This is a genomic window from Pseudomonas sp. NPDC089407, assembly GCF_044900445.1.
In the GTDB taxonomy this organism is placed as follows: domain Bacteria; phylum Pseudomonadota; class Gammaproteobacteria; order Pseudomonadales; family Pseudomonadaceae; genus Aquipseudomonas.
Genome location: NZ_JBJDNB010000015.1, coordinates 75646 through 99799, shown reverse-complemented (window position 1 = coordinate 99799; position 24154 = coordinate 75646). Strand labels below are relative to the sequence as shown.

Here is a 24154-nt window from a genome sequence, read left to right as displayed (position 1 = left end):
CCCCGTCATCACGTTTTCACACCGTCCAGAACCCACGTAGGCCCCCATGCCCGACTCACCGCGCCCCCTTGCGGTCACCCTGCAAGTCGTCTCCATTGTCCTCTTCACCTTCATCGGCTACCTGAACATCGGCATCCCGCTGGCCGTACTGCCTGGCTATGTACACAACGACCTGGGCTTCAGCGCCGTGGTCGCCGGCCTGGTGATCAGCGTGCAGTACCTGGCCACCCTGCTCAGCCGCCCGACCGCCAGCCGCATCATCGACAACCACGGCAGCAAGAAAGCCGTGATGTACGGCCTTGCCGGCTGCGGCCTTAGTGGCGTATTCATGCTGGCCTGCGCCTTCCTCACCCACCTGCCGTGGCTGAGCCTGGCCTGCCTGCTGGTCGGCCGCCTGGTGCTGGGCAGCGCCGAAAGCCTGGTGGGTTCGGGCGCGATCGGCTGGGGGATTGGCCGTGTGGGCGCCACCAACACGGCAAAGGTCATCTCCTGGAACGGCATCGCCAGTTACGGTGCACTGGCCATCGGCGCCCCGCTGGGCGTACTGATGGTCAAGGGCCTGGGGCTATGGAGCATGGGCGTCAGCATCATCCTGCTGTGCGTACTCGGCTTGCTGCTGGCCTGGCGCAAGCAGGCCGCGCCCATTGTCAGCGGCGTGCGCCTGCCCTTTCTGCGGGTACTGGGCAAGGTGTTTCCGCATGGCTCCGGCCTGGCACTGGGCTCGATAGGTTTTGGCACCATCGCCACATTCATCACCCTGTATTACGCCAGCCGTGGCTGGGGCAATGCCGCGCTGACGCTGAGCCTGTTTGGTGCCAGCTTCATCAGTGCACGGTTGCTGTTCGGCAACCTGATCAACCGGATTGGCGGGTTTCGCGTGGCGATCGCTTGCCTGTCGGTGGAAACGTTGGGGCTGCTGATGCTGTGGCTGGCACCCAGTGCCGAACTGGCACTGGCGGGGGCTGCGTTGAGCGGGTTTGGTTTCTCGCTGGTGTTCCCGGCACTGGGTGTGGAAGCCGTGAACCAGGTGTCGGCGGCCAACCGCGGGGCTGCGGTGGGGGCTTACTCACTGTTCATCGATTTGTCGCTGGGGGTGACCGGGCCATTGGTGGGCGCGGTGGCGGCGGGGTTCGGGTTTGCTTCGATGTTTTTGTTTGCGGCTGCGGCGGCGGCTTGCGGGTTGGTGTTGAGCCTGTATTTGTATCGGCAGGCGCGTCGGGGTAGAGATCGCACACAAGAACCCTGACCCTTACAGTGCCTGCACTGGCCCTATCGCCGGCAAGCCAGCTCCCACAGGATCACCACAATATTCTGGCCTGTGGTGATCCTGTGGGAGCTGGCTTGCCGGCGATAGGGCTGCAACGCAGCCCCCGGGGCCCTCAAGCTCAGCGCTGTGCGTACTGCAACACCACTTCCAGCGGGTGGCGCATCTTGCGTTCGGTCATGCGCTTGACCTGGCTACGGCACGAATACCCGGTCGCCAGCGGCTCGCCTTCCTTGTCCAGCTTGGTCGCCCAGCTCTGCTCAAAGAGGGTCCGTGACGTTTCCTGGTTGCGCGCCTCGTGCCCGTAGGTACCGGACATGCCGCAGCAACCGGTCGCCTCGGTCACCAGCTTCAGCCCCAAACGGGCAAACACCTGCTCCCACTGCTTGGTACTGGCTGGCACGTTGGTCTTCTCGGTGCAATGCGCCATCAAACGGAAGTTGCCCGGCGCGGTCGGCGCCTGCTCGGGCAGCACATCCATCAGCCACTCCTGCGGCAGCAGCACCTGCGGGCAACCGTCCAGGCCCGGCACCTTCTGGTATTCCTGGCGGTACACCAGGGTCATTGCCGGGTCCAGGCCCACCAGCGGCACGCCGCAATCGGCCAGGGCCTTGAGCTGGGTGGCGTTACGGATCGCCGCTTTGGCGAATGCACCGAGGAAGCCCTGCACATGCAGCGGCTTGCCGTTGGCACTGTACGGCGCCAGGAACACTCGGTGGCCCAGACGGTGCGCCAGGTCGATGAAGGCCGACAGCAGCGGCGTTTCAAAGTAGCGGGTGAAGGCGTCCTGCACCAGCACGATACTGCGCTCGCGCTGGGCTGGGGTCAGTTCGCGCAGGGCCGGTACCGTGGCAATGCCAACACGGCAGCGGCTGAGGGTAGCCTGGAAGTTGAAGCGGCTGATCAGTGGGCTGTCGACCATGCCGACCTTGTCGGCCAGCAGCTTGCTCACCCACTTCGAACCCATCACCGCGTTGTACAGCCCCGGCGCATGCGCCAGGTACGGAATGGTGAATTCCAGCGAGCCGATCAGGTAGTCGCGCAGCGGGCGCTGGTAGCGGCCGTGGTACAGCTCGAGGAAGCGCGAGCGGAAGTCCGGCACGTTGACCTTGATCGGGCACTGCCCGGCGCACGACTTGCACGCCAGGCAGCCGGCCATGGCGTCGTACACTTCATGGGAGAAATCCTCCTGGCCCTGGTTGCGCGCGCGGTTGTTGCGCAGGCGTGTCGGCAGGCCCTTGAGCCACGACACCTTGTTGCGCGCCGCGGCCAGCACATCGATGTTCGCTTCACCCTGCAGGCGCAGCCATTCACGCATCAGCGAGGCACGGCCCTTGGGCGAATGCTGGCGCTCGCGGGTGGCCTTCCATGACGGGCACATGGCGTCGTTGGGGTCGTAGTTGTAGCAGGCGCCGTTGCCGTTGCAATGCACGGCGCTGGGGAAGTCCTGCCACACGCGCTCGTTGATGGTGCGGTCGAGGTCACCGCGCAGGGTCACGCCATCCACCGGGGTCAGGCCTTCGGCACTGCCCGGAGGGGTGCAGATCTTGCCCGGGTTCAGCTGGTTATGCGGGTCGAAGGCGCCTTTCAGGCGCTGCAGCGCCGGATACAGTTCGCCGAAGTACTCGGGCACGTATTCCGAGCGCAAACCCTTGCCGTGCTCGCCCCACAGCAGGCCGCCATAACTCTTGGTCAGCGCCGCCACTGCATCGGAGATCGGCTTGACCAGCGCGGCCTGGGCTGGGTCTTTCATGTCCAGTGCCGGGCGCACGTGCAGCACGCCGGCGTCGACGTGGCCGAACATGCCGTAGGCCAGGCCATACCCATCGAGCAGCGCGCGGAAGTCGGCGATATAGTCGGCCAGTTGCTCCGGCGGCACCGCGGTGTCTTCAACGAACGGCTGCGGGCGCACTTCGCCCTCGACGTTGCCCAGCAGGCCCACCGAACGCTTGCGCATGACATAGACACGGGTCACGGCCTCGGCGCCTTCAGCCAGGGTATGCCCAAGGCGCTCGACGCTGGTATCCGCTTGCAGGTGGGCGACGAAGGCCTGCACCCGGGCATTGACCTCGGCCGGCTCGTCGCCGCAGAACTCCACCAGGTTGATACCCAGGGTCGGGCGCTCGGGGTCGGCCGGGAAGTACTCGGCAACGCTGTGCCAGACGATATCCTTCATCGCCAGCATCAGTACCTTGGAGTCCACGGTCTCGATCGACAGCGGCTTGTGCGCCATCAGCGCATTGGCGTCACGCAGGGCATCCATGAAGCTGGTGTAGCGCACGTTGACCAGCACCGCGTACTTGGGAATCGGCAGTACGTTGAGCTTGGCTTCGACCACATAACCCAGCGAACCCTCGGCACCGCACAGCACGCTGTTGAGGTTGAAGCGGCCCTGCTCATCGCGCAGGTGCGCCAGGTCATAGCCGGTCAGGCAACGGTTGAGCTTGGGAAAGGTGGTTTCGATGAGTTCGGCCTGGGTTTCCTGGATTTCCCGTGCCATGCGGTACACCTCGCCAACCCGGCCAGGCGCGGCGCAGGCCTGCTCCAGCGCGGCATCGTCGATCGGCAGGCTGTGCAGGCGCTCACCACCGAGCAGCACGCTGTGCAGCTCCAGCACATGGTCTCGGGTCTTGCCGTACGTGCAGCTGCCCTGGCCGCTGGCATCGGTGTTGATCATGCCGCCGACGGTGGCGCGGTTGGAGGTGGACAGCTCGGGGGCGAAGAACAGCCCGTGTGGTTTGAGCGCCGCGTTGAGCTGGTCCTTGACGGTACCGGCCTGCACCCGCACCCAGCTTTCCTCGACGTTGATTTCGAGGATGTTGTTCATGTGCCGCGACAGGTCGACGACGATACCGTCGGTCAGTGACTGGCCGTTAGTGCCGGTACCACCGCCACGCGGGGTCAGCTTGACCTGCTGGAAGCGCGGCTCGCCCATCAGCGTGGCGACGCGCGCCACGTCGTCGGCATCCAGCGGGAACACCGCTGCTTGCGGCAGGCGCTGGTATATCGAGTTGTCGGTGGCCAGCACCGTACGGGTGGCGTAGTCGGCACTGATCTGGCCACGAAACCCGCTGTTGCGCAGGGCTTCGAGAAATTCGGGGTAGTTGGCGCTCGGTGCAACGGTCGGCAGCTGGGCGATCATCGAAGGATGGCCTCTTGATATTGGCTAGTTCACGGGATTCCTGTCGTACCGGCATGGGTTGATACACGCAGGGATGACGTATGGGTCAATGTTCCTGTAGTTTGGCTTCAGGGGCAAACGGATAATCCTGCCGCTATCAATGACTTTTATGAATGAATTACCGCCACCTGACACCGTCCATGTCGCTGCTGCTGGCATTCGAGGCCGCCGCCCGGCATGAAAGCTACACCCGTGCTGCAGCCGAGCTGTCGCTGACCCAGAGTGCGGTCAGCCGCCAGGTGCAGGCGCTGGAGCAGCAGTTGGGCCTGACCCTGTTCCGCCGCGAGGGCCGGCAGGTGCAGTTGACCGATGTCGGTCGCCTGTACCAGCGCGAGCTCAGCGAGGCATTGGGGCGCATCCGCAGCGCCACCTTGCAGGCCCTGGCCTACCAGTCGGGTGTGGGCACTTTGCGCTTGGCCACGCTGCCCACGTTCGGTTCGAAATGGCTGTTACCGCGGCTGCATGCGTTCTACGGCGCGCACCCCGGCATGCTGGTGCATATTCATTCCCGTATCGAAGCCATCAACTTCGAGACCAGCGAGATCGACGCCGCTATCGCCGTGGCCAGCCACGACCTGCCGGGGCTCATCTGCCATCGCCTGCACGCCGAAGAGCTGGTGGTCATTCTGCCGCCGCAGGCCGGCACCGATACCCGGGGCTGGGACCCGGCACGCATCAGCCAGGAGGTGCTGCTGAACGTCGCCAACAACCCCCATGCCTGGGGTGAGTGGTTTTCGCACCACGGCCTGTCGCATCGCGCAATGCGCCTGGGGCCGAGTTTCGAACTGACCTCGCACTTGATCCAGGCCGTTCGAGCCGGCATAGGGATCGGCCTGGTACCCCGAATTCTGGTAGACGAAGAGCTGATCAACGGCGAGCTGTTCAGCCCCGGGAGCGCCATCGCCAGTCAGCGCAGTTACTACCTTATCTACCCCGCCAGAAACGAAGCGCTGCCATCGTTGAAAGCGTTCCGTAGCTGGTTACTGGGGCAGATCTAGCTAACTATCCTGGTGGGCACCTCTGCTCATTCAGGGATGTGGACAGTCCACATATGCGCTGCGCGCTGCATGCATTCTTCGGTCAACGCCAAACGCTGATCGCGCAGCCAATCGGCTTCCCAGCGGTTGAACGCCTCCATGCCTGCTACATCGTCCTGGGTGTGCAACCTGTTCTTCTCGATCAGCTTTTGTTGCGTTAACGTGAAGCGGGCCGGCGATGAGCGCTCAAGGTATTTTATCCAATAGGGCTGCTGACAGTACCACCTGGCCATTACGGCAACCGTCTGACGCTCACGGATGTAATTCAACACCCCGTCCTGATCCACGGTCAGCTCGGCCGGGGTTACCGTGCCGATGAACCGCATGAGCGGGCGCCGGATCGGCAGTTGCAGGCTGTCGAACAAATCCATGCGATACATCAGCTGCACATCCACCAGTTTGCGGCCCAAACCGTTCCGATACGCATGCAACTCGGAAAACTCATCGAGCTTTTGCAAGCGCCAGAACTGGGCACCTATTCTGAGCAGCTCGGCCTCGGCAGTGGCGTCAAGGTCACGGCTGAGCTTCCAGGTTTTGATATACATTTCAAGATCAATAAAGCGAGAGAGCGCATCATCACCGCAGCCATCGATCTCCGATGCGCTGAAGAAATCCGCCCGGAAGCAGAAGGCCTCCCGGGTATCGGCCAGCAGCTTTGCGCTGTCCACTGTCAGCCCGCGCGCGCTAGCCTGGGCCACTTTCTGCTCGATGGCCGTTGCCAACTCGCCTTCAGTGATCACCAGCGAATCGCCAAATTCCTTGATCGCCTCCATCATTTCATACACCCGATAGGCAAGCGCATTCGCACCCACGTCAGTGGCAAACTCAGCAGAGGTACTCAACCGCGCGAGCAGGTTGAAATAATCATGCGAGCCCGGCATTTCCTCGAGGCTTTGCCACAATGTGGCCATATCGCTTCTGTCGGGCAAGTCCACAGCGTCTTGCCAGAGGTAGCGTTTGGGTACTGGATTCAGGATATCCTCAGGGTCGTACCAGCGCCGCTCAGCCTCACCCGACCTGCCTATCCGAAATCTCCCTGCCTGCACGATGGACGCGCTCCAAAAACCTGCGGGGAAGGTGGTGATGGTGCTATCAATCAGCTCTAGCCTGGACAGTTTCGGGTGCGTCAACACGCCGTCCGGCAACGTCGTCAAACGCGTCGAGCAAAGCATCAATGAACGCAGTTCCGACATCCGACTGATGGAAAAGCTCGCTTTCAAAGGGTTATCCGACAAATTCAGGTACACCAGTGCCGAGCAACTTTCCAGCTCCGCCACCTGCTCGGCATCGAGCCTGATTCTGTTTCCTGACAGGTCCAGCGACGTCAGCTGTTGGCGTAAAAAGGCGGGTAAGGAAATCTTGCGAAGCTCACCGTTGCTGAGTTCCAACCCCTTCAAGTTGGGAAATGCCCGGAGAAATCCAGGTGAAATCGATGTTAACTCAGAGTCTCGGAACGCCAATTGGGTAATATGGGGGAAGACAATGGTTTCAGGCAGGTCAGGCAACTGCGCTATACCAAGCTCGTAATCCCACAATGCACTGGGTAACTCCAGGTTCAAATATCTACCGAGCACCACGTGGCGCCAACGCGCGATCAGTATCTTGCGAAACCCATAGCGTTCAAGCCATTCGAACTTCAGCGCGCCACGGCGCTGCCATTGCGTGAGGCTGGTCTTCAAGCGCTTTAACTGGCGCTCGAATTCACCTATTGCAGTTGCGCCATGCTCGGGTCCCGCCGCATTCAACCATCGCTCGATCTGTTCATCACTGGCGCCAGTGCATAACTGTCGTAACCGGGTAGGCAGCGCGGCGGGCGGGTGCGCGCCGAATAGGCGCCTGCCACCTGAAAGTGGATAGCCAATTCTGCCATCATCCAGCCGCGTAGGTAGCACGAAGGTGGGCGCAGGGCGATCAGCGCCGAACAGCGTCGCGATGTCCTGTCGATGTGCAGCCCAGCGCGCCGCTACCGCATGGCGCAGGTTGGCAGCAAATGGCGCCTCGATTGCCATGGCTGCGCGCTCGTGCGCACTGAACGTATCGGCAAGGGTTTCGAACAGCTCGCCGGGGGCGCTTTGATCGTTGCCCTGAGCATCCCGCAACCAGAACGCACCGTCTTGATAGAGCACGTTAAACGCAGTGGACTGGCCAGTTTCGGGGAAAGACGCCCAGCGACCTTGTGCGTCGATCAAATGCCAGCTTTTGTCGGCAGCTACCCCGGGCAAGCCCTGCAAAAGCTTGAGCACCGCCCTGGCGAAGTCCAGGGTTTGAGGTGCATCGATCCACAGCCCCTCCCCCACTCGCGCCACCCTTATCCGCACTACTCGCTGCCTGGCCGCAAGCGCCATCGCGAAAGGGACCCTTCCGGAATCGGCGAGCTGGTTACGCTGAGCGGCTGTGGCCTCTTCAATAATCTGCTGAGCCGCCAACCGGTGCAGGCTGGGAAAAACCCGGCGCAGAGGGCGAGTGGCATCCTCCATTACGTCGTCCTGATCGTAGAGCATCTGGAACAGACGACGTCGATTATCGGCGACCATTTGCGCCATGCGTTCATCCGCCACCACAGTTGCACCGCAAAGTTCATGAACCTTGAGCAGCAGTGGCGTGTCCACGACCTCCTCACCGGCCTGCAAGCGCTGCTGCAAATCGGCCACTCGATGGGCAATCGCAAACCGGTTCACCGTGTCGACCAGTTCAACCTCGGGCGCTCGGCCAAACACATGCAACGCCCTGAGCTGAGGCGCGCTCAGGCCATGCACGGCCAGAACATGCTCGATCAAACTACGCGGAAGCCGGCCGCATTGTCCGCCCAGTCGGCTGAACATCCGGTGCGTGTCGCTCCATTGTTCCGGGCGCTCGCTCCAAAGCCGCCACGCCCCCGCCCCATTGTGTTCAAGTTGCGGCGAATAGTTGGCGTAGCGGCGAAGGTACCACTCACCGTCAGCCTGCTCGTACACGTCGTAATAAGCTCCGTCCATTTCGACCCAGCATTGCGTGCCCTGGCGGTAAATCCCCTGCGCATCGAGTACGGCGGTTGCGGGTGGCGGCGCGCTCACGTAGGGCGCAAGGTCTGGCTTCCACAGCTTTTCAGTGCCGTCCTCCAGCACAGCTGGCACCATATCATCAACCATTACGGCGCGTTGCCAAGCATGTCGCGCGGCTATACCGCCTGCAGCAAGCGCAGCGACAGTGGCCACACGCTTGCCTACGTTCAGCAGATGCTCCAGCGCCGCAGCGCTGTCACCCTCGCGCCAATCCGCGGCAGCTTGAAACGTCTCATCCAGCAGTTCCCAGGCCATCACCGCCAGCAATATCACGCCCAACTGCGGCACAAACAGGCTGGCAAGCGTCAAACCCGCCCATCCCTCAGCAGCCATGCGCCGGTCATGATCTGCTCGCGCGGCAGTATCGATGTCGGCTACCGGGACGGCAATCATTGCAGCGTCATCCTTGATCTGCCTGATGCGCCTGGTGGCCAGCCCCTGAAATAGCGAGTCCAGGTCACGAACCATGCGTTGGTCCAGCGCCGGGGTTTCATCGCCTGCAATATCAACCATTCGTTTATGCAATTCGAAAAAGAAATGCTGGCTGTCACGCCTGCGTACATACCGGCTGAAAAACTTTCGATACTGTGCGTCGCGAAGGCGACGCCCCAGCACGCTGCGCGCAAACGTTTCCAAGTCGTTACTTACGCTCCAGGCGCCTTGCGGGTCTGCAGGTATGTAAACCAGCACGGCTTTACTGGTGTTTCGAAAAAAGCCTTCATCGACCACGTCGAACACTACAATTTGCTGAAGCTCACAACCAAATGCCTGCAGCTTCCTGGCAACCACCGGCGCACCCGCCAGTCGGCCAGGACGACCTTGCCGATAAATACCGATTACCCAGTCCAGTTGCATTTCGCTGAGAACGCCATCAGCGTGTGCCTTGAATGCATCGACCAGCATCATCGAACGTATCTGCTTCTGCAGCAGCGCAGCGAAACCCTGCTCGCCCGCGCCCGCACTGCCGGGCGTTTCCAGCAAAGATTGCAAGTGTTTCTGGTATTTCCCGCCGATATCGAGCCTGCGGCACGCCTGGATGAATGCCTTGGCCGAAGGTTGCGCGACCTTGTGGCCGGCCACATCGACCAGGCAATCTGCCTCCATCGTGACGTGGTCATCACTGAAGTTCTGTAATGCCGCCCATAACAACGACGTGTCGTACCAGTCACGATCCAGCGTGGGTAGCCGACTCGTAGCCCAATGCACCGAGGGCGATACATAGGTGTACCACTGCCGTAGGAACAGCTTGTCAGGCGCCGCACTCAGCTCGAACTGGTCGGCAATACACTTGCGCGCAAATTCATCAATATTTTGCAACCTGGCAAAAATTGCAGAGAGCTGCCGGCGCGTAACGAGGCTGGCCTGCAACGCCTCGCTAAGCAGGGCAAAATGCGCTGGCTTGAGTTTTTTCAACCAGCCAGGAAGCCGGCTGGCAATGAAACTGTCTTGGTAGCGTTGCAGTTGTGCAATCAGATCGGTGTGTATGGAGGGATGTGTGTCGGTAGCCATGTCTGCCTGAAACCCTGCTCGAAAATGGCAGTAGCATCGGCGGCGGCGGACGGCATCAGGCGGTATCCGGTTGCCACCCGGCATCGTCTGGCAGGCAGAGGGCGAGCAATGTCCCTGCGGTTAACGCAAAAACCCGAAGCCAGCTAGCTGGCTTCGGGTTGGTGGCAGCAGTTGCAGTTGCTTACTTGGCCGCTTGACCGGCAACCCCAGGTGCCCGCACCTGACGGCGTGGCTTGACCATGTACACCACAAACATGGCGAACAGCCAAACCGGAATTGCATACACCGACACCTGGATGCCCGGAATCATCAGCATGATGCCGAGGATGAGCACCACGAACGCCAGCACCACATAGTTGCCGTAGGGGTACCACAGGGCCTTGAACAGTGGCTTCTGGCCGGTACGGTCCAGGTGCTGGCGGAACTTCAGGTGCGAGTAGCTGATCATCGCCCAGTTGATCACCAGGGTCGCCACTACCAGCGACATCAGCAGTTCCAGGGCGTTTTGCGGCATCAGGTAGTTGAGCAGCACGGCGATCAGGGTCACCGCCGCAGACACCAGGATCGAACGCACCGGCACACCACGCTTGTCGACCTTGGCCAGCGACGCCGGGGCATCGCCCTGCTCGGCCATGCCCAGCAACATGCGGGCGTTGCAGTAGGTACCGCTGTTGTACACCGACAGCGCGGCGGTCAGGACCACGAAGTTCAGCAGGTGGGCGGCCACGTCACTGCCCAGCAGCGAGAACACCTGCACGAACGGGCTGCTGCCGTAGCTGCCGCCGGAAGCGTCGATGCTGGCGACCAGGTTGTCCCACGGGGTCAGTGACAGCAGCACCACCAGGGCACCGACATAGAAAATCAGGATGCGGTAGATGACCTGGTTGATCGCCTTGGGGATCACGGTCTTCGGCTTGTCGGCCTCGGCAGCGGTGAAGCCGAGCATTTCCAGGCCACCGAAGGAGAACATGATGAAGGCCAGGGCCATCACCAGCCCGCTGACACCGTTGGGGAAGAAGCCGCCATGCGACCACAGGTTGGCGACGGTGGCATCTGGGCCGCCGCTGCCGCTGGTCAACAGGTAGGCACCCAGGCCGATCATGCTGACGATGGCGACGACCTTGATGATGGCGAACCAGAACTCGGCCTCACCGAAGAACTTCACGTTCATCAAGTTGATGGCGTTGATCAGCACAAAGAATGCGGCTGCGGTGACCCAGGTCGGGATCTCCGGCCACCAGTAGTGGACATACTTGCCGACCGCCGAAAGTTCCGACATACCCACCAGGATATACAGCACCCAGCAGTTCCAGCCCGACAGGAAGCCGGCGAAACCGCCCCAGTAGGTGTGGGCAAAGTGGCTGAACGAACCGGCTACCGGCTCTTCGACGATCATTTCGCCCAGCTGGCGCATGATCATGAAGGCGATGAAGCCGCAAATGGCATAGCCAAGGATCATCGACGGGCCGGCGGATTTCATTACGCCTGCCGAGCCGAGGAACAGGCCGGTACCAATCGCGCCGCCGAGGGCGATCAACTGGATGTGGCGGTTCTTCAGGCCCCGCTTGAGCTCGCCTGAATGCATGTTTTGTCCACTCATGAACGAAGTCACCTGCATTGTTTTTATCTGTGACGGAATCGGACCCACCGCGCTCGTGGCGCAGCGGAATGGGCAAGGTGGTTACCTTGGGTTTCCTGATCTCGGTTATCGCCGCAGGCGGCTCAGCCGGGTGTAATCAAGAGTGCGCGGTACGCAAGAGGGTCACAGGTAAAACGCGGCGCACTGTATACCCCTGCAAACGCGCAGGCGTCAACGCGTTGCATCGTTTCCTCGGGAAAAAACGCAGCGATCCTGTGGTGTGGGCCTTGGAAGGCGGAGTGATCGGCGTACATGGCGCCTCCATTTGTTGTTTTGTCAGCCAGGCTCTGTGGACGGGCTCTTGCACACGGCAATGGCGGCTATAACACCGTGGGGCGGGGGTTTGGGCAAGGGTGGGTGGCGCCGGGGCGGAGGCGTTTGCGCCCGGGCAGCGGCAAGGTTTGTTTACAGGATTAACCTTGTTCCGAAATGTGGACTGAAATCGGCCATATTTGTATAAATATCTTTACAGAGTGGTTTGGGAACTTGCCAGTCGTCCGAAAAATTCTTTTGGTTCAATATCTTGGGGCCGCTTTGCGGCCCATCGCGACGCAAGGCCGCTCCTACACAGAGCGCGTCAATTTCAGGTTTGTGCGATCTCCTGTAGGAGCGGCCTTGCGTCGCGATGGGCTGCGCAGCAGCCCCAAATTCTCACAGCCATAAAAAACCAGCCCGAAGGCTGGTTTCTCGACTACCACATTGGCCAATCAGCCACGCGGCTTTCCGCGACCACGGCCGGTCGGCTTGTCACCGTCAGGCTTGCCAGGGCGCTTGCGCATCTCGCTCGGGCGCTCGGCAACGGCGCTGCCGCGGCTACCCTTGCGTGGGGCCTCTTCGCGCGGCTGACGCGCAGGGCGCTCACCGGTGGCAGCCCCTTCATGCGCCGGGCGCAGGTTGCGCACGCGCTCACCACGCCCCATCGGGCGGGACGATTTGCGCTGCAGGCGCTCCATCTTGTCCTTGGCCTTGAGGTTCAGGGTTGGCAGCGCCACCGGCTGCAAACCGACTTCAGCGGCCAGGATGTCGATCTCGCCCTGGGACATTTCACGCCAGCGGCCCATCGGCAGGTCGGAGTTGAGGAACACCGGGCCGAAACGCACGCGTTTCAGGCGGCTGACCACCATGCCCTGGGATTCCCACAGGCGGCGTACTTCACGGTTGCGGCCTTCCATCACCACGCAGTGGTACCAGTGGTTGAAGCCTTCGCCACCGGGCGCTTTCTGGATGTCGGTAAACTTGGCCGGGCCGTCTTCCAGCATTACGCCGGCCTTCAGGCGCTCGATCATCTCGTCGTCGACTTCACCACGCACACGTACCGCGTACTCACGGTCCATTTCATAGGACGGGTGCATCAGGCGGTTGGCCAGTTCACCGTCGGTGGTGAACAGCAGCAGGCCGGTGGTGTTGATGTCGAGGCGGCCGATGTTGATCCAGCGGCCTTCTTTTGGCCGTGGCAGGCGGTCGAACACGGTCGGGCGGCCTTCCGGGTCGTCACGGGTGCAGATTTCGCCGTCGGGCTTGTTGTACATGATCACGCGGCGGGTGGCCTCGGCAGCCTCCTCGCGCTTGATCAGCTTGCCGTCCACGGCGATGGCGTCGTGCAGATCGACGCGCTGGCCGAGGGTGGCGGCAACGCCGTTGACCTTGATGCGACCCTGGCTGATCCAGGCCTCGACGTCACGGCGCGAGCCCACGCCAATGCGTGCCAGCACTTTCTGCAGCTTTTCGCCAGCTGGCGGGGTGATTTCGGTATTTTGCAGGTCTTGCTCACTCATCTGGGCACCTCCCGGTGTAGGAATGAAATAGGTGTTCTGGCGACGGACGCGCCAAAAGGCCGCGCATCATACGCGGTTCGGCGGTAGAACGCACTGGAGCGTAGAGGGTTTTGTGGGCATTGGCAGGGGTTTCTGCCTAATGGTGGTGTGTGGGCCACACTGGCCCTATCGCCGGCAAGCCAGCGCCCACAGGAGCAACACATGTCTTGAGAGCGGTGCGGTACCTGTGGGAGCTGGCTTGCCGGCGATAGGGCCAACACAAGCAACGAAAGAATCAGGGCTGCAACTTGCCCTCTTCTTCCACCGAGGCCTCAGGCTCTTCTTCCCGCAAATCATCAAAATCAGTCTTCAGCCCTTCTTCCATCTGGTCCAGCTCCACCAGCAGGCTGCGGAAGCTGGTCTCTTCCTTCGGCTCACCCCCTTCTTCTTCCTCACCCAGGCTGGCATCGGCCAGCGCCTGCAGGTGCGCCGGCACGGGCGCATCGTCCGGGTCAAGCAACGGCTCGGGCTCCATCGCACGCAGTTCGGCCAAGGCTGGCAACTCATCCAGGCTTTTGAGGTTGAAGTGGTCGAGAAACGCCTTGGTGGTGGCGAACATCGCCGGGCGCCCGGGCACTTCGCGGTAGCCAACCACGCGAATCCACTCACGCTCCATCATGGTCTTGATGATGTTGCTGTTTACCGCCACACCACGCACGTCCTCGATTTCGCCGCGCGTGATGGGCTGGCGGTAAGCGATCAATGCCAACGTTTCCAGCAAGGCACGCGAATAGCGCTGCGGGCGCTCTTCCCACAGGCGTCCGACCCAGGGGGCATAGTCCTCGCGAATCTGCAGGCGGTAGCCGCTGGCCACTTCCTTGAGCTCGAAGGCGCGACCGTTGCACGACTTGCCCAGCACCTCCAGGGCCTGCTTGAACACCTTGGGCTCAGGCCGCTCGGCTTCTTCGAACAACTCGTACAGACGCTCCAGGGATTGCGGCTTGCCCGAAGCCAGCAGGAAGGCTTCTATCAGCGACGCCAGGTCGCGGGGTTCATTCAGGTTCATCGGGTTCTTCAACAAGCGCCGGGCGAAGCCGCACGTGGATGGCGGCGAAAGGTTCATTCTGCACCAGTTCGATCAGCGATTCCTTCACCAGCTCAAGAATCGCCATGAAGGTCACCACCACGCCCAGCTTGCCCTCGTCGACGCCGAACAGCTCGACAAACGGCACAAAAGCGCCGCCCTTGAGGCGCTCCAGTACCTGGCTCATGCGCTCGCGGGTGGACAACGTTTCACGGGTGATCTGGTGGCTCTCGAACAGGTCGTTGCGGCGCATCACCTCGGCCATGGACACCAGCAGCTCTTCCAGGCTGACCTGGGGCAACAGCTTGCGCACCTTGGCCTGCGGCGCTTCCAGCCGCGGCACCACCACGTCTCGGCCAACGCGTGGCAATTCGTCGATGCCTTCAGCGGCGGCCTTGAAACGCTCGTACTCCTGCAGGCGGCGAATCAGTTCGGCGCGCGGGTCGCCCTCCTCTCCCTCAACCTCGGCCGAACGCGGCAGCAGCATACGCGACTTGATCTCGGCGAGCATGGCGGCCATCACCAGGTACTCGGCAGCCAGCTCCAGGCGCACGCTTTTCATCAGTTCCACGTACCCCATGTACTGGCGGGTGATTTCCGCCACCGGGATGTCGAGGATGTCGATGTTCTGCTTGCGGATCAGGTACAGCAACAGGTCCAGCGGGCCTTCGAAGGCTTCAAGAATGACTTCCAGGGCGTCCGGCGGGATGTACAGGTCCAGCGGCATTTCGGTCAGGGCTTCGCCGTAGACCAAGGCCAATTGCAACTGCCGAGGTTCCTCGGCCTGCTCGGCCGGCGCCTCGGGCGCTTCCAACTGGCTCACGCGTCGACCAGGAACGGCGTCGGGTCGCCGCAGCCTTCGCGGATCAGCGCAGGCTCATCACCTGTCAGGTCGATGATGGTCGAGGCCTTGAGGTCGCCGTAACCGCCGTCGATGATCAGGTCGACATGGTGCTCCAGCCGCTGACGTATCTCGTAAGGGTCGGTCATGGGCTCTTCTTCAGGCGGCAAGATCAGGCTCACGCTCATCAACGGCTCGCCCAGCTCTTCGAGCAGCGCCAGCACGATCGGGTTGGAGGGCACGCGCAGGCCGATGGTGCGCCGCTTCTCGTGCATCAGCAGGCGCGGCACTTCGCGGGTGGCGTTGAGAATGAAGGTGTAAGGCCCCGGGATGTGCGCCTTGAGCAGGCGGAAGGTCGAGGTATCGATCTTGGCGAACAGCCCCATTTGCGACAGATCGCAGCACAACAGGGTGAAGTTGTGCTGTTTGTCCAACTTGCGCAATGTACGCACACGCTCGATTGCGCCCTTGTCGCCGATCTGGCAACCCAGCGCGTAAGCCGAGTCGGTCGGATACACCACCACGCCACCCTTGCGGATGATCTCGACGGCCTGTTTGATCAGGCGCGCCTGCGGGTTTTCCGCATGAATCTGGAAAAATTGGCTCACGTAGTCATCCTGTTCATAGCGCCAAAGGCTGTTCATGGCTGAATCGAGGCCACAAAGGTGGCAGGTCCTCGGGCAATGGCCGGTAGGCACCGATCTCGCCCCAGGTGCCGGGGCCGTGGAAGTCACTGCCAGCACTTGCCAGCAGGCCGAACTCACGGGTGAGGATGGACAGGGTGCCCACTTGCTCGGCAGGCATCATCCCGTTGACCACTTCGAGTGCCTGCCCACCTGCCTGAATATAGTCGGCAATCAGCCGTCTGCGCTTGCTGCGGGTCAGGTCGTAGTGCATGGGATGCGCCAGGCTCACCCAAGCGTTGGACTGCCGCAACGTGGCAACGGTTTCGTCGAGGGTCGGCCAATGCTGTTTCACGTCCCCCAGCTTGCCGGCGCCCAGCCACTTGCGAAACGCTTCGCCACGGTCCTTGACGTGCCCGGCGCGCACCAGGTACTCGGCAAAGTGAGGGCGCGCCGGGGCATTGCCGCTGTCGCCCAGCTCATGCTGCACGGCGCGGGCGCCTTCAAGGGTGCCGGGCATGCCCTTGGCGGCCAACCGTTTGTCAATTTCTTCGGCGCGCAGCCAGCGCCCGCGGTGCAATGCTTCGATCGCCGCCAGCAACGGCGGCGCGTCGAGCGGGAAGTCATAGCCCAGCACGTGGATGGTGGCGCCACCCCAGGTGCACGACAGCTCTACCCCGCTGACCCAGCGCATGCCCCGCTCAAGGCAGGCCTGGCGTGCCTCGGGCAGGCCTTCGAGGGTGTCATGGTCAGTCAGGGCCAGCGTTTGCACCCCGTGCTCATGGGCCCGGGCAACCAGTACCGAGGGCGACAGGGCGCCGTCGGAGGCCGTGCTGTGACAGTGCAGATCAACATTCATGGAGGAGCGCTTTCGCTGGATTCGATGTTTGTTATTATGCCGTCACATCCCGATTCTGGCTGCCATTGTGAAACAATTCATCGATTTCATCCCGCTGCTGCTGTTCTTCATCGTCTACAAGCTCGACCCGCGCCCCATGGAAGTCGCCGGCCACAGCTTCGAGTTTGGCGGCATCTACAGCGCCACGGCCATGCTGATCATCAGCTCACTGGTGGTATACGGCGCGCTGTTCCTGCGCCAGCGCAAGCTGGAAAAGGGCCAGTGGCTGACCCTGGTTGCCTGCCTGGTATTCGGCGGCCTGACCCTGACCTTTCACAGCGAAACCTTCCTCAAGTGGAAGGCACCGGTGGTCAACTGGCTGTTCGCCCTGGGCTTTGCCGGCAGCCACTTCATCGGCGACCGGGTGCTGATCAAGCGCATCATGGGCCACGCCTTGACCCTGCCCGATGCCATCTGGGCTCGCCTTAACGTGGCCTGGATCGCGTTCTTCCTGTTCTGCGGCGCGGCCAACCTGTTCGTCGCCTTCACCTTTCAGGACTTCTGGGTGGACTTCAAGGTGTTCGGCAGCCTGGGCATGACCGTGATCTTCCTGGTGGCGCAAGGCGTGTACCTGTCGCGCCACCTGCACGACGACCCTTCTACCTCCAAACCCAAGGATTGACATGCTCTACGCCATTATCGCCAGCGACGTCGCGAACTCCCTGGAAAAGCGCCTGGCCGCACGCCCGGCGCATATTGAACGCCTGCAGCAACTGAAAGCCGAAGGCCGCGTGGTGCTGGCCGGCCCGCACCCGGCCATCGACAGCAACGACCCAGGGGACGCGGGCTTCAGCGGCAGCCTGATCGTTGCCGAGTTCGACTCGCTGGCGGCGGCGCAGGCCTGGGCCGATGCCGATCCTTACATTGCCGCGGGCGTGTACGACAAGGTCGTGGTCAAACCGTTCAAGCAAGTGTTGCCGTGAGCTGAGACCGCGTCGCCTGCTTCGCGGGTAAACCCGCTCCTACAGGAACCGCGCGGTCCTTGTAGGAGCGGGTTCACCCGCGAAGAAGCCCACGCGGTACCCGCAGTTATACGCTTGCCATCAGTCTGCGGTATCTTTGCCACTGGCGGGCCGATTTGACCGCCGTCAATGGTTGAATTGAGTGAGTCATGAGCGAGCTGTTACTGATTGATGATGACCAGGAACTGTGCGAGCTGCTCGGCAGCTGGCTGACCCAGGAAGGGTTTACCGTACGTGCCTGTCACGATGGCCAGAGCGCACGCCAGGCCTTGGCCGAGCATGCCCCTGATGCCGTGGTGCTGGATGTGATGCTGCCCGACGGCAGTGGCCTGGAGTTGCTCAAACAGTTGCGCAGCGAGCACGCCGAGCTTCCGGTGCTGATGCTCTCGGCACGTGGTGAGCCGCTAGACCGCATTCTCGGCCTGGAGCTGGGCGCCGACGACTACCTGGCCAAACCCTGCGACCCGCGCGAGCTCACCGCCCGCCTGCGCGCAGTGCTGCGCCGCAGCCACCCCACCGCCACCACCAGCCAGGTGGAGCTGGGCGACCTGGTGTATAGCCCGGCCCGCGGCGTGGCCAGCATCGATGGCCGCGAAATGACCCTGACCCTGTCCGAAAGCCGCATTCTCGAAGCCCTGCTGCGCCAGCCCGGCGAGCCACTGGACAAGCAGGAGCTGGCGCAGATCGGCCTGGGCCGCAAGCTGACCCTGTACGACCGCAGCCTGGACATGCACGTCAGCAACCTGCGCAAGAAGATCGGCCCGCACGCCGATGGCCGGCCTCGCATCGTCGCCCTGCGCAGCCGGGGCTATTACTACTGCCTGTGACATCGCCGGGGCCGCTACGCGCCCCATCGCTGGCAAGCCAGCTCCCACCCCGACCGCATCGACCCTCAAGCCTTATGCAATCACTGTGGGAGTTGGCTTGCCGACGATGGGGCGCGAAGCAGCCCTGACTCATCTTTACCGAGCCTTTACCATCCGCTGACTGCGCTTGACGGTGATCTCCCTAGACTGTGCTCATCCGGTAACCACCGGCCTATGAAAGGAGAGACACCATGCGCAAGACCCTTATCGCCCTGATGTTCGCCGCCGCCCTGCCGACCGTGGCCATGGCCATGCCTGACGGCGGCCCGCGTCACGACGGCCCGCATCATCGCGGTGATGCGCCTTTCCACCAACTGGACCTGAGCCGTGACCAGCGCCAGCAGATCGGCAAGCTGATGGGCGAGCAGATGCAGCAGCGCCGCGACATCACCGAACGCTACCTGGCCAAGCTGCCGGCCGCTGATCAGAAGGCCATGAAGGACGAACTGCAGGCCAGCCGCACCAAGACCGACACCGCAGTGCGCAACCTGCTCAAGCCTGACCAGCAGAAGAAGTTCGACGAACTGCAAAAGGAACGCGCCGCCAAGAAAGCCGAGTGGCAGGAGTTCCAGGCCTGGAAAGCTGAAAAAGGCACCAAGGCCCAGTAAGCTGTCCGCCACATGCCCGGCCCGCCCCAGCGCGAGCCGGGCTTTTTCTGTTTAGGAGGTGCACTTGCGTTCACTGTTCTGGCGCATCCTGGCCAGCTTCTGGTTGGCCATCACCCTGGTCGCAGGCCTGTCGATCCTGCTTGGCCACATGCTCAACCAGGACGCCTGGATCCTCAGCCGCCACCCGGGCCTGAATACCCTGGCCAGCAAATGGGCCAAGCATTACGAACAAGAAGGCCTGGATGCGGCGCAGCACTTCCTGGAGCGGCGCAAGGACCGCTACAAGATCGACGTGCAGGTGCTCGATGACAGCGGCGAGGCCTTGGTGCCCGGTACCTTCCCACGCCGTGCGGCAGCCTTCGAGGCGCGCCAGCACAATGATGAGCGACGTTTGCCGTGGCGCCGGCTGACCGAGGAATACACCAGCCCCGACACCGGCGAAACCTACCTGCTGATCTACCGCATCCCCCACCCGGCACTGGATGCCTGGCACCGCGAAAGCCTGATGTGGCCACTCAGTGCGCTGGGCATCGCCCTGGTGGTGCTGACCCTGTTCAGCCTGCTGGTGACGCTGTCCATCACCCGCCCGCTAAGCCGCCTGCGCAGCGCCGTGCACGACCTGGGCCAGAGCACCTACCAGCAGAACAGCCTGGCGCGCCTGGCGGCACGACGCGACGAGTTCGGTGTGCTGGCCAAGGACTTCAACAAGATGGGTGCGCGCCTGCAAAGCACACTTGGCAGCCAGCGCCAGCTGCTGCGCGACGTGTCCCATGAGCTGCGCTCACCTTTGGCCCGGCTGCGCATCGCCTTGGCGTTGGCCGAACGCGCTGAACCCGAACAGCGACAGACCCTGTGGCCACGCCTGACCCGCGAGTGCGACAGGCTGGAAGACCTGATCAGCGAAATTCTTACCCTGGCCCGCGTGGATGCCGAACAAGCCCATGCCGAACCGGTCGATCTCAATGCCCTGCTCGGCAGCGTGCGCAAAGACGCCCTGCTCGGCGCGCCTGAACAAGACGTGCGCCTGGAGGCCCAGCCGGGGTTGACCTTGCAAGGCTGGCCAACACTGATCGAGCGGGCCGTGGATAACCTGCTGCGCAATGCCCTGCGCTTCAACCCGCCGGGGCAGCCGGTGGAGGTCAGCGCCGTGCGCGAGCAGGAGCGGATCGTGATCAGTGTGCGCGACCACGGGCCGGGGGCGGCCACGGAGCACCTGGCGCAGTTGGGTGAACCGTTCTTCCGCGCGCCGGGGCAGGAAGCGCCGGGGCATGGGTTGGGGCTGGCGATTGCGCGCAAGGCAGCGGAGCGGCATGGCGGCAGCCTGGTGCTGGGCAATCATGCGCAGGGTGGGTTTGTGGCGAGGCTGGAGTTGCCTGTGGAGGCAGGTACAGTCTGAGATCGCCGGGGCCGCTTTGCGGCCCTTTCGCGACACAAGGCCGCTCAGGGATCGCGTAAGCTTGAGGCCTATGCCCCCCTGTAGGAGCGGCCTTGTGTCGCGAAAGGGCTGCAAAGCAGCCCCAGCATTTTCAGCCGTTACTCACCCCAACCACTGACAAAATCGGCAGTCTCCAGAATCGGCGCCGTACGCGGTTCGGCCAGCGGCGTGCCGACATACAGGTAGCCAATCAGCTCTTCGTTCTCAGCCAGACCCAGCCCCTTGTGCACATGGGCATCAAATGCCATGTCACCGGTGCGCCACACCGCGCCGATCCCCTGCGCATGCGCAGCAATCAGGATACCGTGCGCCGCACAGCCCGCAGCCAGGCGCTGCTCGAACTTGGGCACCTTGAAGTGGTCCTGCAGTTTGGCAATCACCACGATCAGCAACGGTGCACGCAGCGGCATGGCGCGGGCCTTGTCCAGCGCAGCCGGGGTGGCATCACCCTTGTGCTGCACCGCTTCGGCGAACAGCTCGCCCAGTTTCTCGCGGCCCTGGCCTTCGATGGTCAGAAAACGCCATGGCCGCAGCTGGCCATGGTCCGGGGCGCGCAAGGCAGCCTGGAACAGCGCCTCGCGCTGCGCGGCGTTGGGCGCCGGCTCGGTCAGGCGTGGCACGGAAACACGGTTGAGCAATGCGTCGAGAGCCTCCATCGGCTACCCTCCTGGCAGGTGAATGTGCGGCCATTCTCAAGCTGCTAGCTATAAGCTGCAAGCTTCAAGCAGAAGCTGGCCGGCGTACGCTGCTCTTTCTTGCAGCTTGCAGCTCGCAGCTTGCAGCTCGCAGCTTGCAGCTCACCAACCCATAGGTAGAATGGCGCCCTTCCGAATCGAGTCAGAGCAGATCACATGGCGTTGCCGACCTTAAGGATCATTGGTTTCATCATCGGCATCTTCCTGATTACCCTGGCCGTGGGCATGGCGGTGCCCATGGCGACCCTGGTGATCTTCGAGCGCACCAGCGACATGCCGTCGTTCCTCTGGTCCAGCCTGATTACCTTCATTGCCGGCCTGGCCCTGGTAGCGCAAGGGCGCCCGGAGCATGTGCACCTGCGACCGCGCGACATGTACCTGCTCACGGTGTGCAGTTGGCTGGTGGTGTGCGTGTTCGCCGCCCTGCCGTTCCTGCTGACCCAGCACATCAGCTATACCGATGCCTTCTTCGAGAGCATGTCGGGCATCACCGCCACCGGCGCCACCGTGCTCAGCGGGCTGGATAGCATGTCACCCGGCATCCTGATGTGGCGCTCGATGCTGCACTGGCTTGGCGGCATTGGCTTCATCGCCATGGCGGTGGCAATCCTGCCGCTGCTGCGCATCGGTGGCATGCGCCTGTTCCAGACCGAGTCGTCCGACCGTTCCGAAAAGGTCATGCCGCGCTCGCACATGGTCGCCAAGTCGATCGTCGGGGTCTACGTCGGCTTCTCGATCCTCGGCTCGTTGGCCTTCTGGTGGGCCGGCATGAGCCCGTTCGATGCCATCAACCACGCCATGTCGGCAATCTCTACCGGCGGTTTCTCCACCTCTGACCAGTCATTGGCAAAATGGGATATCCCCGCCGTGCACTGGGTGGCGGTGGTGGTGATGATCATGGGCAGCCTGCCGTTCACCCTGTATGTGGCGACACTGCGCGGCAACCGCAAGGCGCTGATCCGCGACCAGCAGGTGCAGGGTTTGCTGGGCATGCTGGTGGTCACCTGGCTGGTGCTGGGCACCTGGTACTGGTACAGCACCAACCTGCACTGGCTCGACGCCCTGCGCCACGTGGCGCTGAACGTGACCTCGGTAGTCACCACCACGGGCTTCGCCCTGGGCGACTACAGTCTGTGGGGCAATTTCTCGCTGATGCTGTTCTTCTACCTGGGCTTCGTGGGCGGCTGCTCCGGTTCCACCGCAGGCGGTATCAAGATCTTCCGCTTCCAGGTGGCCTACATCCTGCTCAAGGCCAGCCTCAACCAGCTGATTCACCCGCGCGCGGTGATCAAACAGAAGTACAACGGCCACCGCCTCGACGAAGACATCGTGCGCTCGATCCTGACGTTCTCGTTCTTCTTCGCCATCACCATCTGCGTCATGGCGCTGCTGCTGTCGCTGCTGGGGGTGGACTGGATGACCGCGTTGACCGGCGCCGCCGGCACGGTTTCCGGTGTGGGTCCAGGTTTGGGTGAAGTGATAGGCCCTTCGGGTAACTACGCCACGCTGCCGGACGCAGCCAAGTGGATCCTGGCTGCCGGCATGCTGCTGGGTCGCCTGGAAATCATCACCGTGCTTGTGTTGTGTATGCCGGCGTTCTGGCGTCACTGAGCACTTCGGCTTCCGCACCCCGGCGGGCGCGGTACTCGCTGGGCGTGGCATCGAACCAGCGGCGGAACGCCCGGTAGAAGTTGCTGGGGTCGGCAAAGCCCAGCAGGTAAGCCGCCTCCAGCAAGGTCATGCCCGGCTGGGCCAGGTACTGCTCGGCCAGTTCGCGGCGGGTGTCGTCGAGCAGGGTCTGGAAGCTGGTGCCCTCCTCTTGCAGCCGCCGCTGCAAAGTGCGCTGCGACAGGTGCAGGGCCTGGGCCAGGGTTTCACGCTTGGGCTCACCCTGCGGCAGGATGCGGCACAGCACCTGGCGCACACGGTGGGTAACCTTGCTTTCGGAGAAGCGCGCCAGGTACTCACCGGCAAAACGGTCGTGCAGCACCGCCATGGCTTCGTTGGCGGTCGGCAGAGGCGCCTCCATGTCGGCGCGCTCGAACACCAGCGCATCGTGCGGCGCACCGAACACCAGCGGCGAATGGAACGCCACCTTGTATGGCTCGACATTGCGGGGCTGTGGCCCCTGCACCAGCACCCGTCGTGGCTGCACCGGCCGGCCGCTCAACCATTTGCACAGCGCCAGTGCGCAGGCCAGAGAGGCTTCGGCACTGTGCCGGGTCGGCGGCAGGTGGTCGCCGTGTACGGTGAGGATCAGCGAGTAGCCCTCGGCGCCAAGGACGAAACTGAGGTCGGAGCTTTCGGCGATGATGCGCTGGTAACGCACCAGCCGCTCGAAGCCTTCGGCCAGGGTGCGGCTGGACATCAACGCATAGCCCACCACATGGAACGACGCCGGGCGTACCACCCGTGCCATGTTCAGGCCGATGGCCTCATTGCCGGACAGCTCAACGGCCAGTTGCCAGAGCCGGGTCATGGAGTCCTGCGGGAAGCGTGCGTCGGGGTCGTCGAGGGCAGCGAAGTCCAGCCCCAGCTGCTTGAACATGGCCTGGCAGTCCAGCCCTTCCAGTTCGAGTGCCTTCACGATCCCTGATGCCCAGCTGGCTGACGTGGTTCTTTCACTCATGACAGGCTTCTTCCTGACCGCTCCTGCGGTGAACCCCAAGGATACTCAATTGGCGCCTATTGTCACTGGTAGGTGCTGCCAATCACTC

The 24154-nt window shown here is 62.7% G+C and carries 18 protein-coding genes; 8 read left to right on the top strand and 10 right to left on the bottom strand.

The window, feature by feature from the left end:
- Positions 1-46 precede the first annotated feature (46 nt).
- On the top strand, positions 47-1246 hold the full coding sequence (locus ACI2KG_RS13870; RefSeq protein WP_404662292.1) for an MFS transporter: 1200 nt from the start codon (positions 47-49) through the stop codon (positions 1244-1246).
- Positions 1247-1385: 139 nt separating this feature from the next.
- On the opposite strand, the gene ACI2KG_RS13865 is transcribed toward ACI2KG_RS13870, so the two are convergent.
- A complete protein-coding gene (locus tag ACI2KG_RS13865) occupies positions 1386-4406 on the bottom strand; it encodes an FAD-binding and (Fe-S)-binding domain-containing protein (protein WP_404662291.1) in 3021 nt (1006 codons plus the stop codon).
- A gap of 152 nt (positions 4407-4558) precedes the next feature.
- Here ACI2KG_RS13865 and ACI2KG_RS13860 point away from each other — a divergent pair, with 152 nt between their 5' ends.
- A complete protein-coding gene (locus tag ACI2KG_RS13860; RefSeq protein ID WP_404662290.1) occupies positions 4559-5443 on the top strand; it encodes a LysR substrate-binding domain-containing protein in 885 nt (294 codons plus the stop codon).
- A 26-nt stretch (positions 5444-5469) separates the two neighbouring features.
- On the opposite strand, the gene ACI2KG_RS13855 is transcribed toward ACI2KG_RS13860, so the two are convergent.
- From ACI2KG_RS13855 to ACI2KG_RS13825, 7 genes are all read right to left on the bottom strand, one after another.
- Positions 5470-10032 (bottom strand): dermonecrotic toxin domain-containing protein, encoded by a 4563-nt coding sequence (locus ACI2KG_RS13855; protein ID WP_404662289.1) that lies wholly within the window; start codon positions 10030-10032, stop codon positions 5470-5472.
- 181 nt (positions 10033-10213) lie between these two features.
- Complete coding sequence (locus ACI2KG_RS13850) at positions 10214-11632, bottom strand: amino acid permease (protein ID WP_400613668.1); 1419 nt, start codon at positions 11630-11632, stop codon at positions 10214-10216.
- A 746-nt stretch (positions 11633-12378) separates the two neighbouring features.
- Positions 12379-13446 (bottom strand): 23S rRNA pseudouridine(2605) synthase RluB, encoded by a 1068-nt coding sequence (gene rluB, locus ACI2KG_RS13845; RefSeq protein WP_400613666.1) that lies wholly within the window; start codon positions 13444-13446, stop codon positions 12379-12381.
- A gap of 274 nt (positions 13447-13720) precedes the next feature.
- Positions 13721-14491, bottom strand: coding sequence for an SMC-Scp complex subunit ScpB (gene scpB / locus ACI2KG_RS13840; protein ID WP_404662288.1), 771 nt, complete (start codon positions 14489-14491; stop codon positions 13721-13723).
- Positions 14478-15203 (bottom strand): segregation and condensation protein A, encoded by a 726-nt coding sequence (locus ACI2KG_RS13835; protein ID WP_404662312.1) that lies wholly within the window; start codon positions 15201-15203, stop codon positions 14478-14480. Before ACI2KG_RS13835 ends, scpB begins: the two co-directional genes overlap by 14 nt.
- Before the next feature lie 125 nt (positions 15204-15328).
- Positions 15329-15958, bottom strand: coding sequence for an L-threonylcarbamoyladenylate synthase (locus ACI2KG_RS13830; protein ID WP_400614143.1), 630 nt, complete (start codon positions 15956-15958; stop codon positions 15329-15331).
- A 13-nt stretch (positions 15959-15971) separates the two neighbouring features.
- Entirely contained in the window at positions 15972-16832 is an 861-nt protein-coding gene (locus ACI2KG_RS13825) for a PHP domain-containing protein (protein ID WP_404662287.1), read from the bottom strand.
- A gap of 67 nt (positions 16833-16899) precedes the next feature.
- Here ACI2KG_RS13825 and ACI2KG_RS13820 point away from each other — a divergent pair, with 67 nt between their 5' ends.
- The 5 genes from ACI2KG_RS13820 (at position 16900) to ACI2KG_RS13800 (ending at position 20703) form a co-directional block, all read left to right on the top strand.
- The gene (locus ACI2KG_RS13820; RefSeq protein ID WP_201206133.1) at positions 16900-17493 is read left to right on the top strand and encodes a septation protein A; all 594 of its coding nucleotides are present in this window, start codon (positions 16900-16902) and stop codon (positions 17491-17493) included.
- A gap of 1 nt (position 17494) precedes the next feature.
- Positions 17495-17794, top strand: coding sequence for a YciI family protein (locus ACI2KG_RS13815; RefSeq protein ID WP_060508399.1), 300 nt, complete (start codon positions 17495-17497; stop codon positions 17792-17794).
- A 188-nt stretch (positions 17795-17982) separates the two neighbouring features.
- Positions 17983-18660 carry a response regulator transcription factor gene (locus ACI2KG_RS13810; protein WP_400613659.1) on the top strand — a complete coding sequence of 226 codons (678 nt, stop codon included), beginning with the start codon at positions 17983-17985 and terminating at the stop codon, positions 18658-18660.
- A 230-nt stretch (positions 18661-18890) separates the two neighbouring features.
- Positions 18891-19307 (top strand): Spy/CpxP family protein refolding chaperone, encoded by a 417-nt coding sequence (locus ACI2KG_RS13805; protein WP_404662286.1) that lies wholly within the window; start codon positions 18891-18893, stop codon positions 19305-19307.
- Between the two features lie 58 nt (positions 19308-19365).
- Positions 19366-20703, top strand: a complete 1338-nt coding sequence (locus tag ACI2KG_RS13800) for an ATP-binding protein (protein ID WP_404662285.1) — start codon at positions 19366-19368, stop codon at positions 20701-20703.
- 137 nt (positions 20704-20840) lie between these two features.
- Here the strand turns inward: ACI2KG_RS13800 and ACI2KG_RS13795 are convergent, their stop codons facing one another.
- Entirely contained in the window at positions 20841-21398 is a 558-nt protein-coding gene (locus tag ACI2KG_RS13795; protein ID WP_404662284.1) for an NAD(P)H nitroreductase, read from the bottom strand.
- 195 nt (positions 21399-21593) lie between these two features.
- Here ACI2KG_RS13795 and ACI2KG_RS13790 point away from each other — a divergent pair, with 195 nt between their 5' ends.
- The gene (locus ACI2KG_RS13790) at positions 21594-23048 is read left to right on the top strand and encodes a TrkH family potassium uptake protein (RefSeq protein ID WP_404662283.1); all 1455 of its coding nucleotides are present in this window, start codon (positions 21594-21596) and stop codon (positions 23046-23048) included.
- On the opposite strand, the gene ACI2KG_RS13785 is transcribed toward ACI2KG_RS13790, so the two are convergent.
- Positions 23005-24066 (bottom strand): AraC family transcriptional regulator, encoded by a 1062-nt coding sequence (locus ACI2KG_RS13785; protein WP_404662282.1) that lies wholly within the window; start codon positions 24064-24066, stop codon positions 23005-23007. The genes ACI2KG_RS13790 and ACI2KG_RS13785 overlap by 44 nt on opposite strands.
- Between the last annotated feature and the right edge of the window lie 88 nt (positions 24067-24154).

Bases quoted from the DNA above. Each gene is read 5' to 3' on its own strand.
- ACI2KG_RS13870 (WP_404662292.1), top strand. From the start codon at position 47: ATGCCCGACTCACCGCGCCCCCTTGCGGTCACCCTGCAAGTCGTCTCC.
- ACI2KG_RS13865 (WP_404662291.1), bottom strand. From the start codon at position 4,406: ATGATCGCCCAGCTGCCGACCGTTGCACCGAGCGCCAACTACCCCGAA.
- ACI2KG_RS13860 (WP_404662290.1), top strand. From the start codon at position 4,559: ATGAATTACCGCCACCTGACACCGTCCATGTCGCTGCTGCTGGCATTC.
- ACI2KG_RS13855 (WP_404662289.1), bottom strand. From the start codon at position 10,032: ATGGCTACCGACACACATCCCTCCATACACACCGATCTGATTGCACAA.
- ACI2KG_RS13850 (WP_400613668.1), bottom strand. From the start codon at position 11,632: ATGAGTGGACAAAACATGCATTCAGGCGAGCTCAAGCGGGGCCTGAAG.
- rluB (WP_400613666.1), bottom strand. From the start codon at position 13,446: ATGAGTGAGCAAGACCTGCAAAATACCGAAATCACCCCGCCAGCTGGC.
- scpB (WP_404662288.1), bottom strand. From the start codon at position 14,491: ATGAACCTGAATGAACCCCGCGACCTGGCGTCGCTGATAGAAGCCTTC.
- ACI2KG_RS13825 (WP_404662287.1), bottom strand. From the start codon at position 16,832: ATGAATGTTGATCTGCACTGTCACAGCACGGCCTCCGACGGCGCCCTG.
- ACI2KG_RS13815 (WP_060508399.1), top strand. From the start codon at position 17,495: ATGCTCTACGCCATTATCGCCAGCGACGTCGCGAACTCCCTGGAAAAG.
- ACI2KG_RS13810 (WP_400613659.1), top strand. From the start codon at position 17,983: ATGAGCGAGCTGTTACTGATTGATGATGACCAGGAACTGTGCGAGCTG.
- ACI2KG_RS13805 (WP_404662286.1), top strand. From the start codon at position 18,891: ATGCGCAAGACCCTTATCGCCCTGATGTTCGCCGCCGCCCTGCCGACC.
- ACI2KG_RS13795 (WP_404662284.1), bottom strand. From the start codon at position 21,398: ATGGAGGCTCTCGACGCATTGCTCAACCGTGTTTCCGTGCCACGCCTG.
- ACI2KG_RS13790 (WP_404662283.1), top strand. From the start codon at position 21,594: ATGGCGTTGCCGACCTTAAGGATCATTGGTTTCATCATCGGCATCTTC.
- ACI2KG_RS13785 (WP_404662282.1), bottom strand. From the start codon at position 24,066: ATGAGTGAAAGAACCACGTCAGCCAGCTGGGCATCAGGGATCGTGAAG.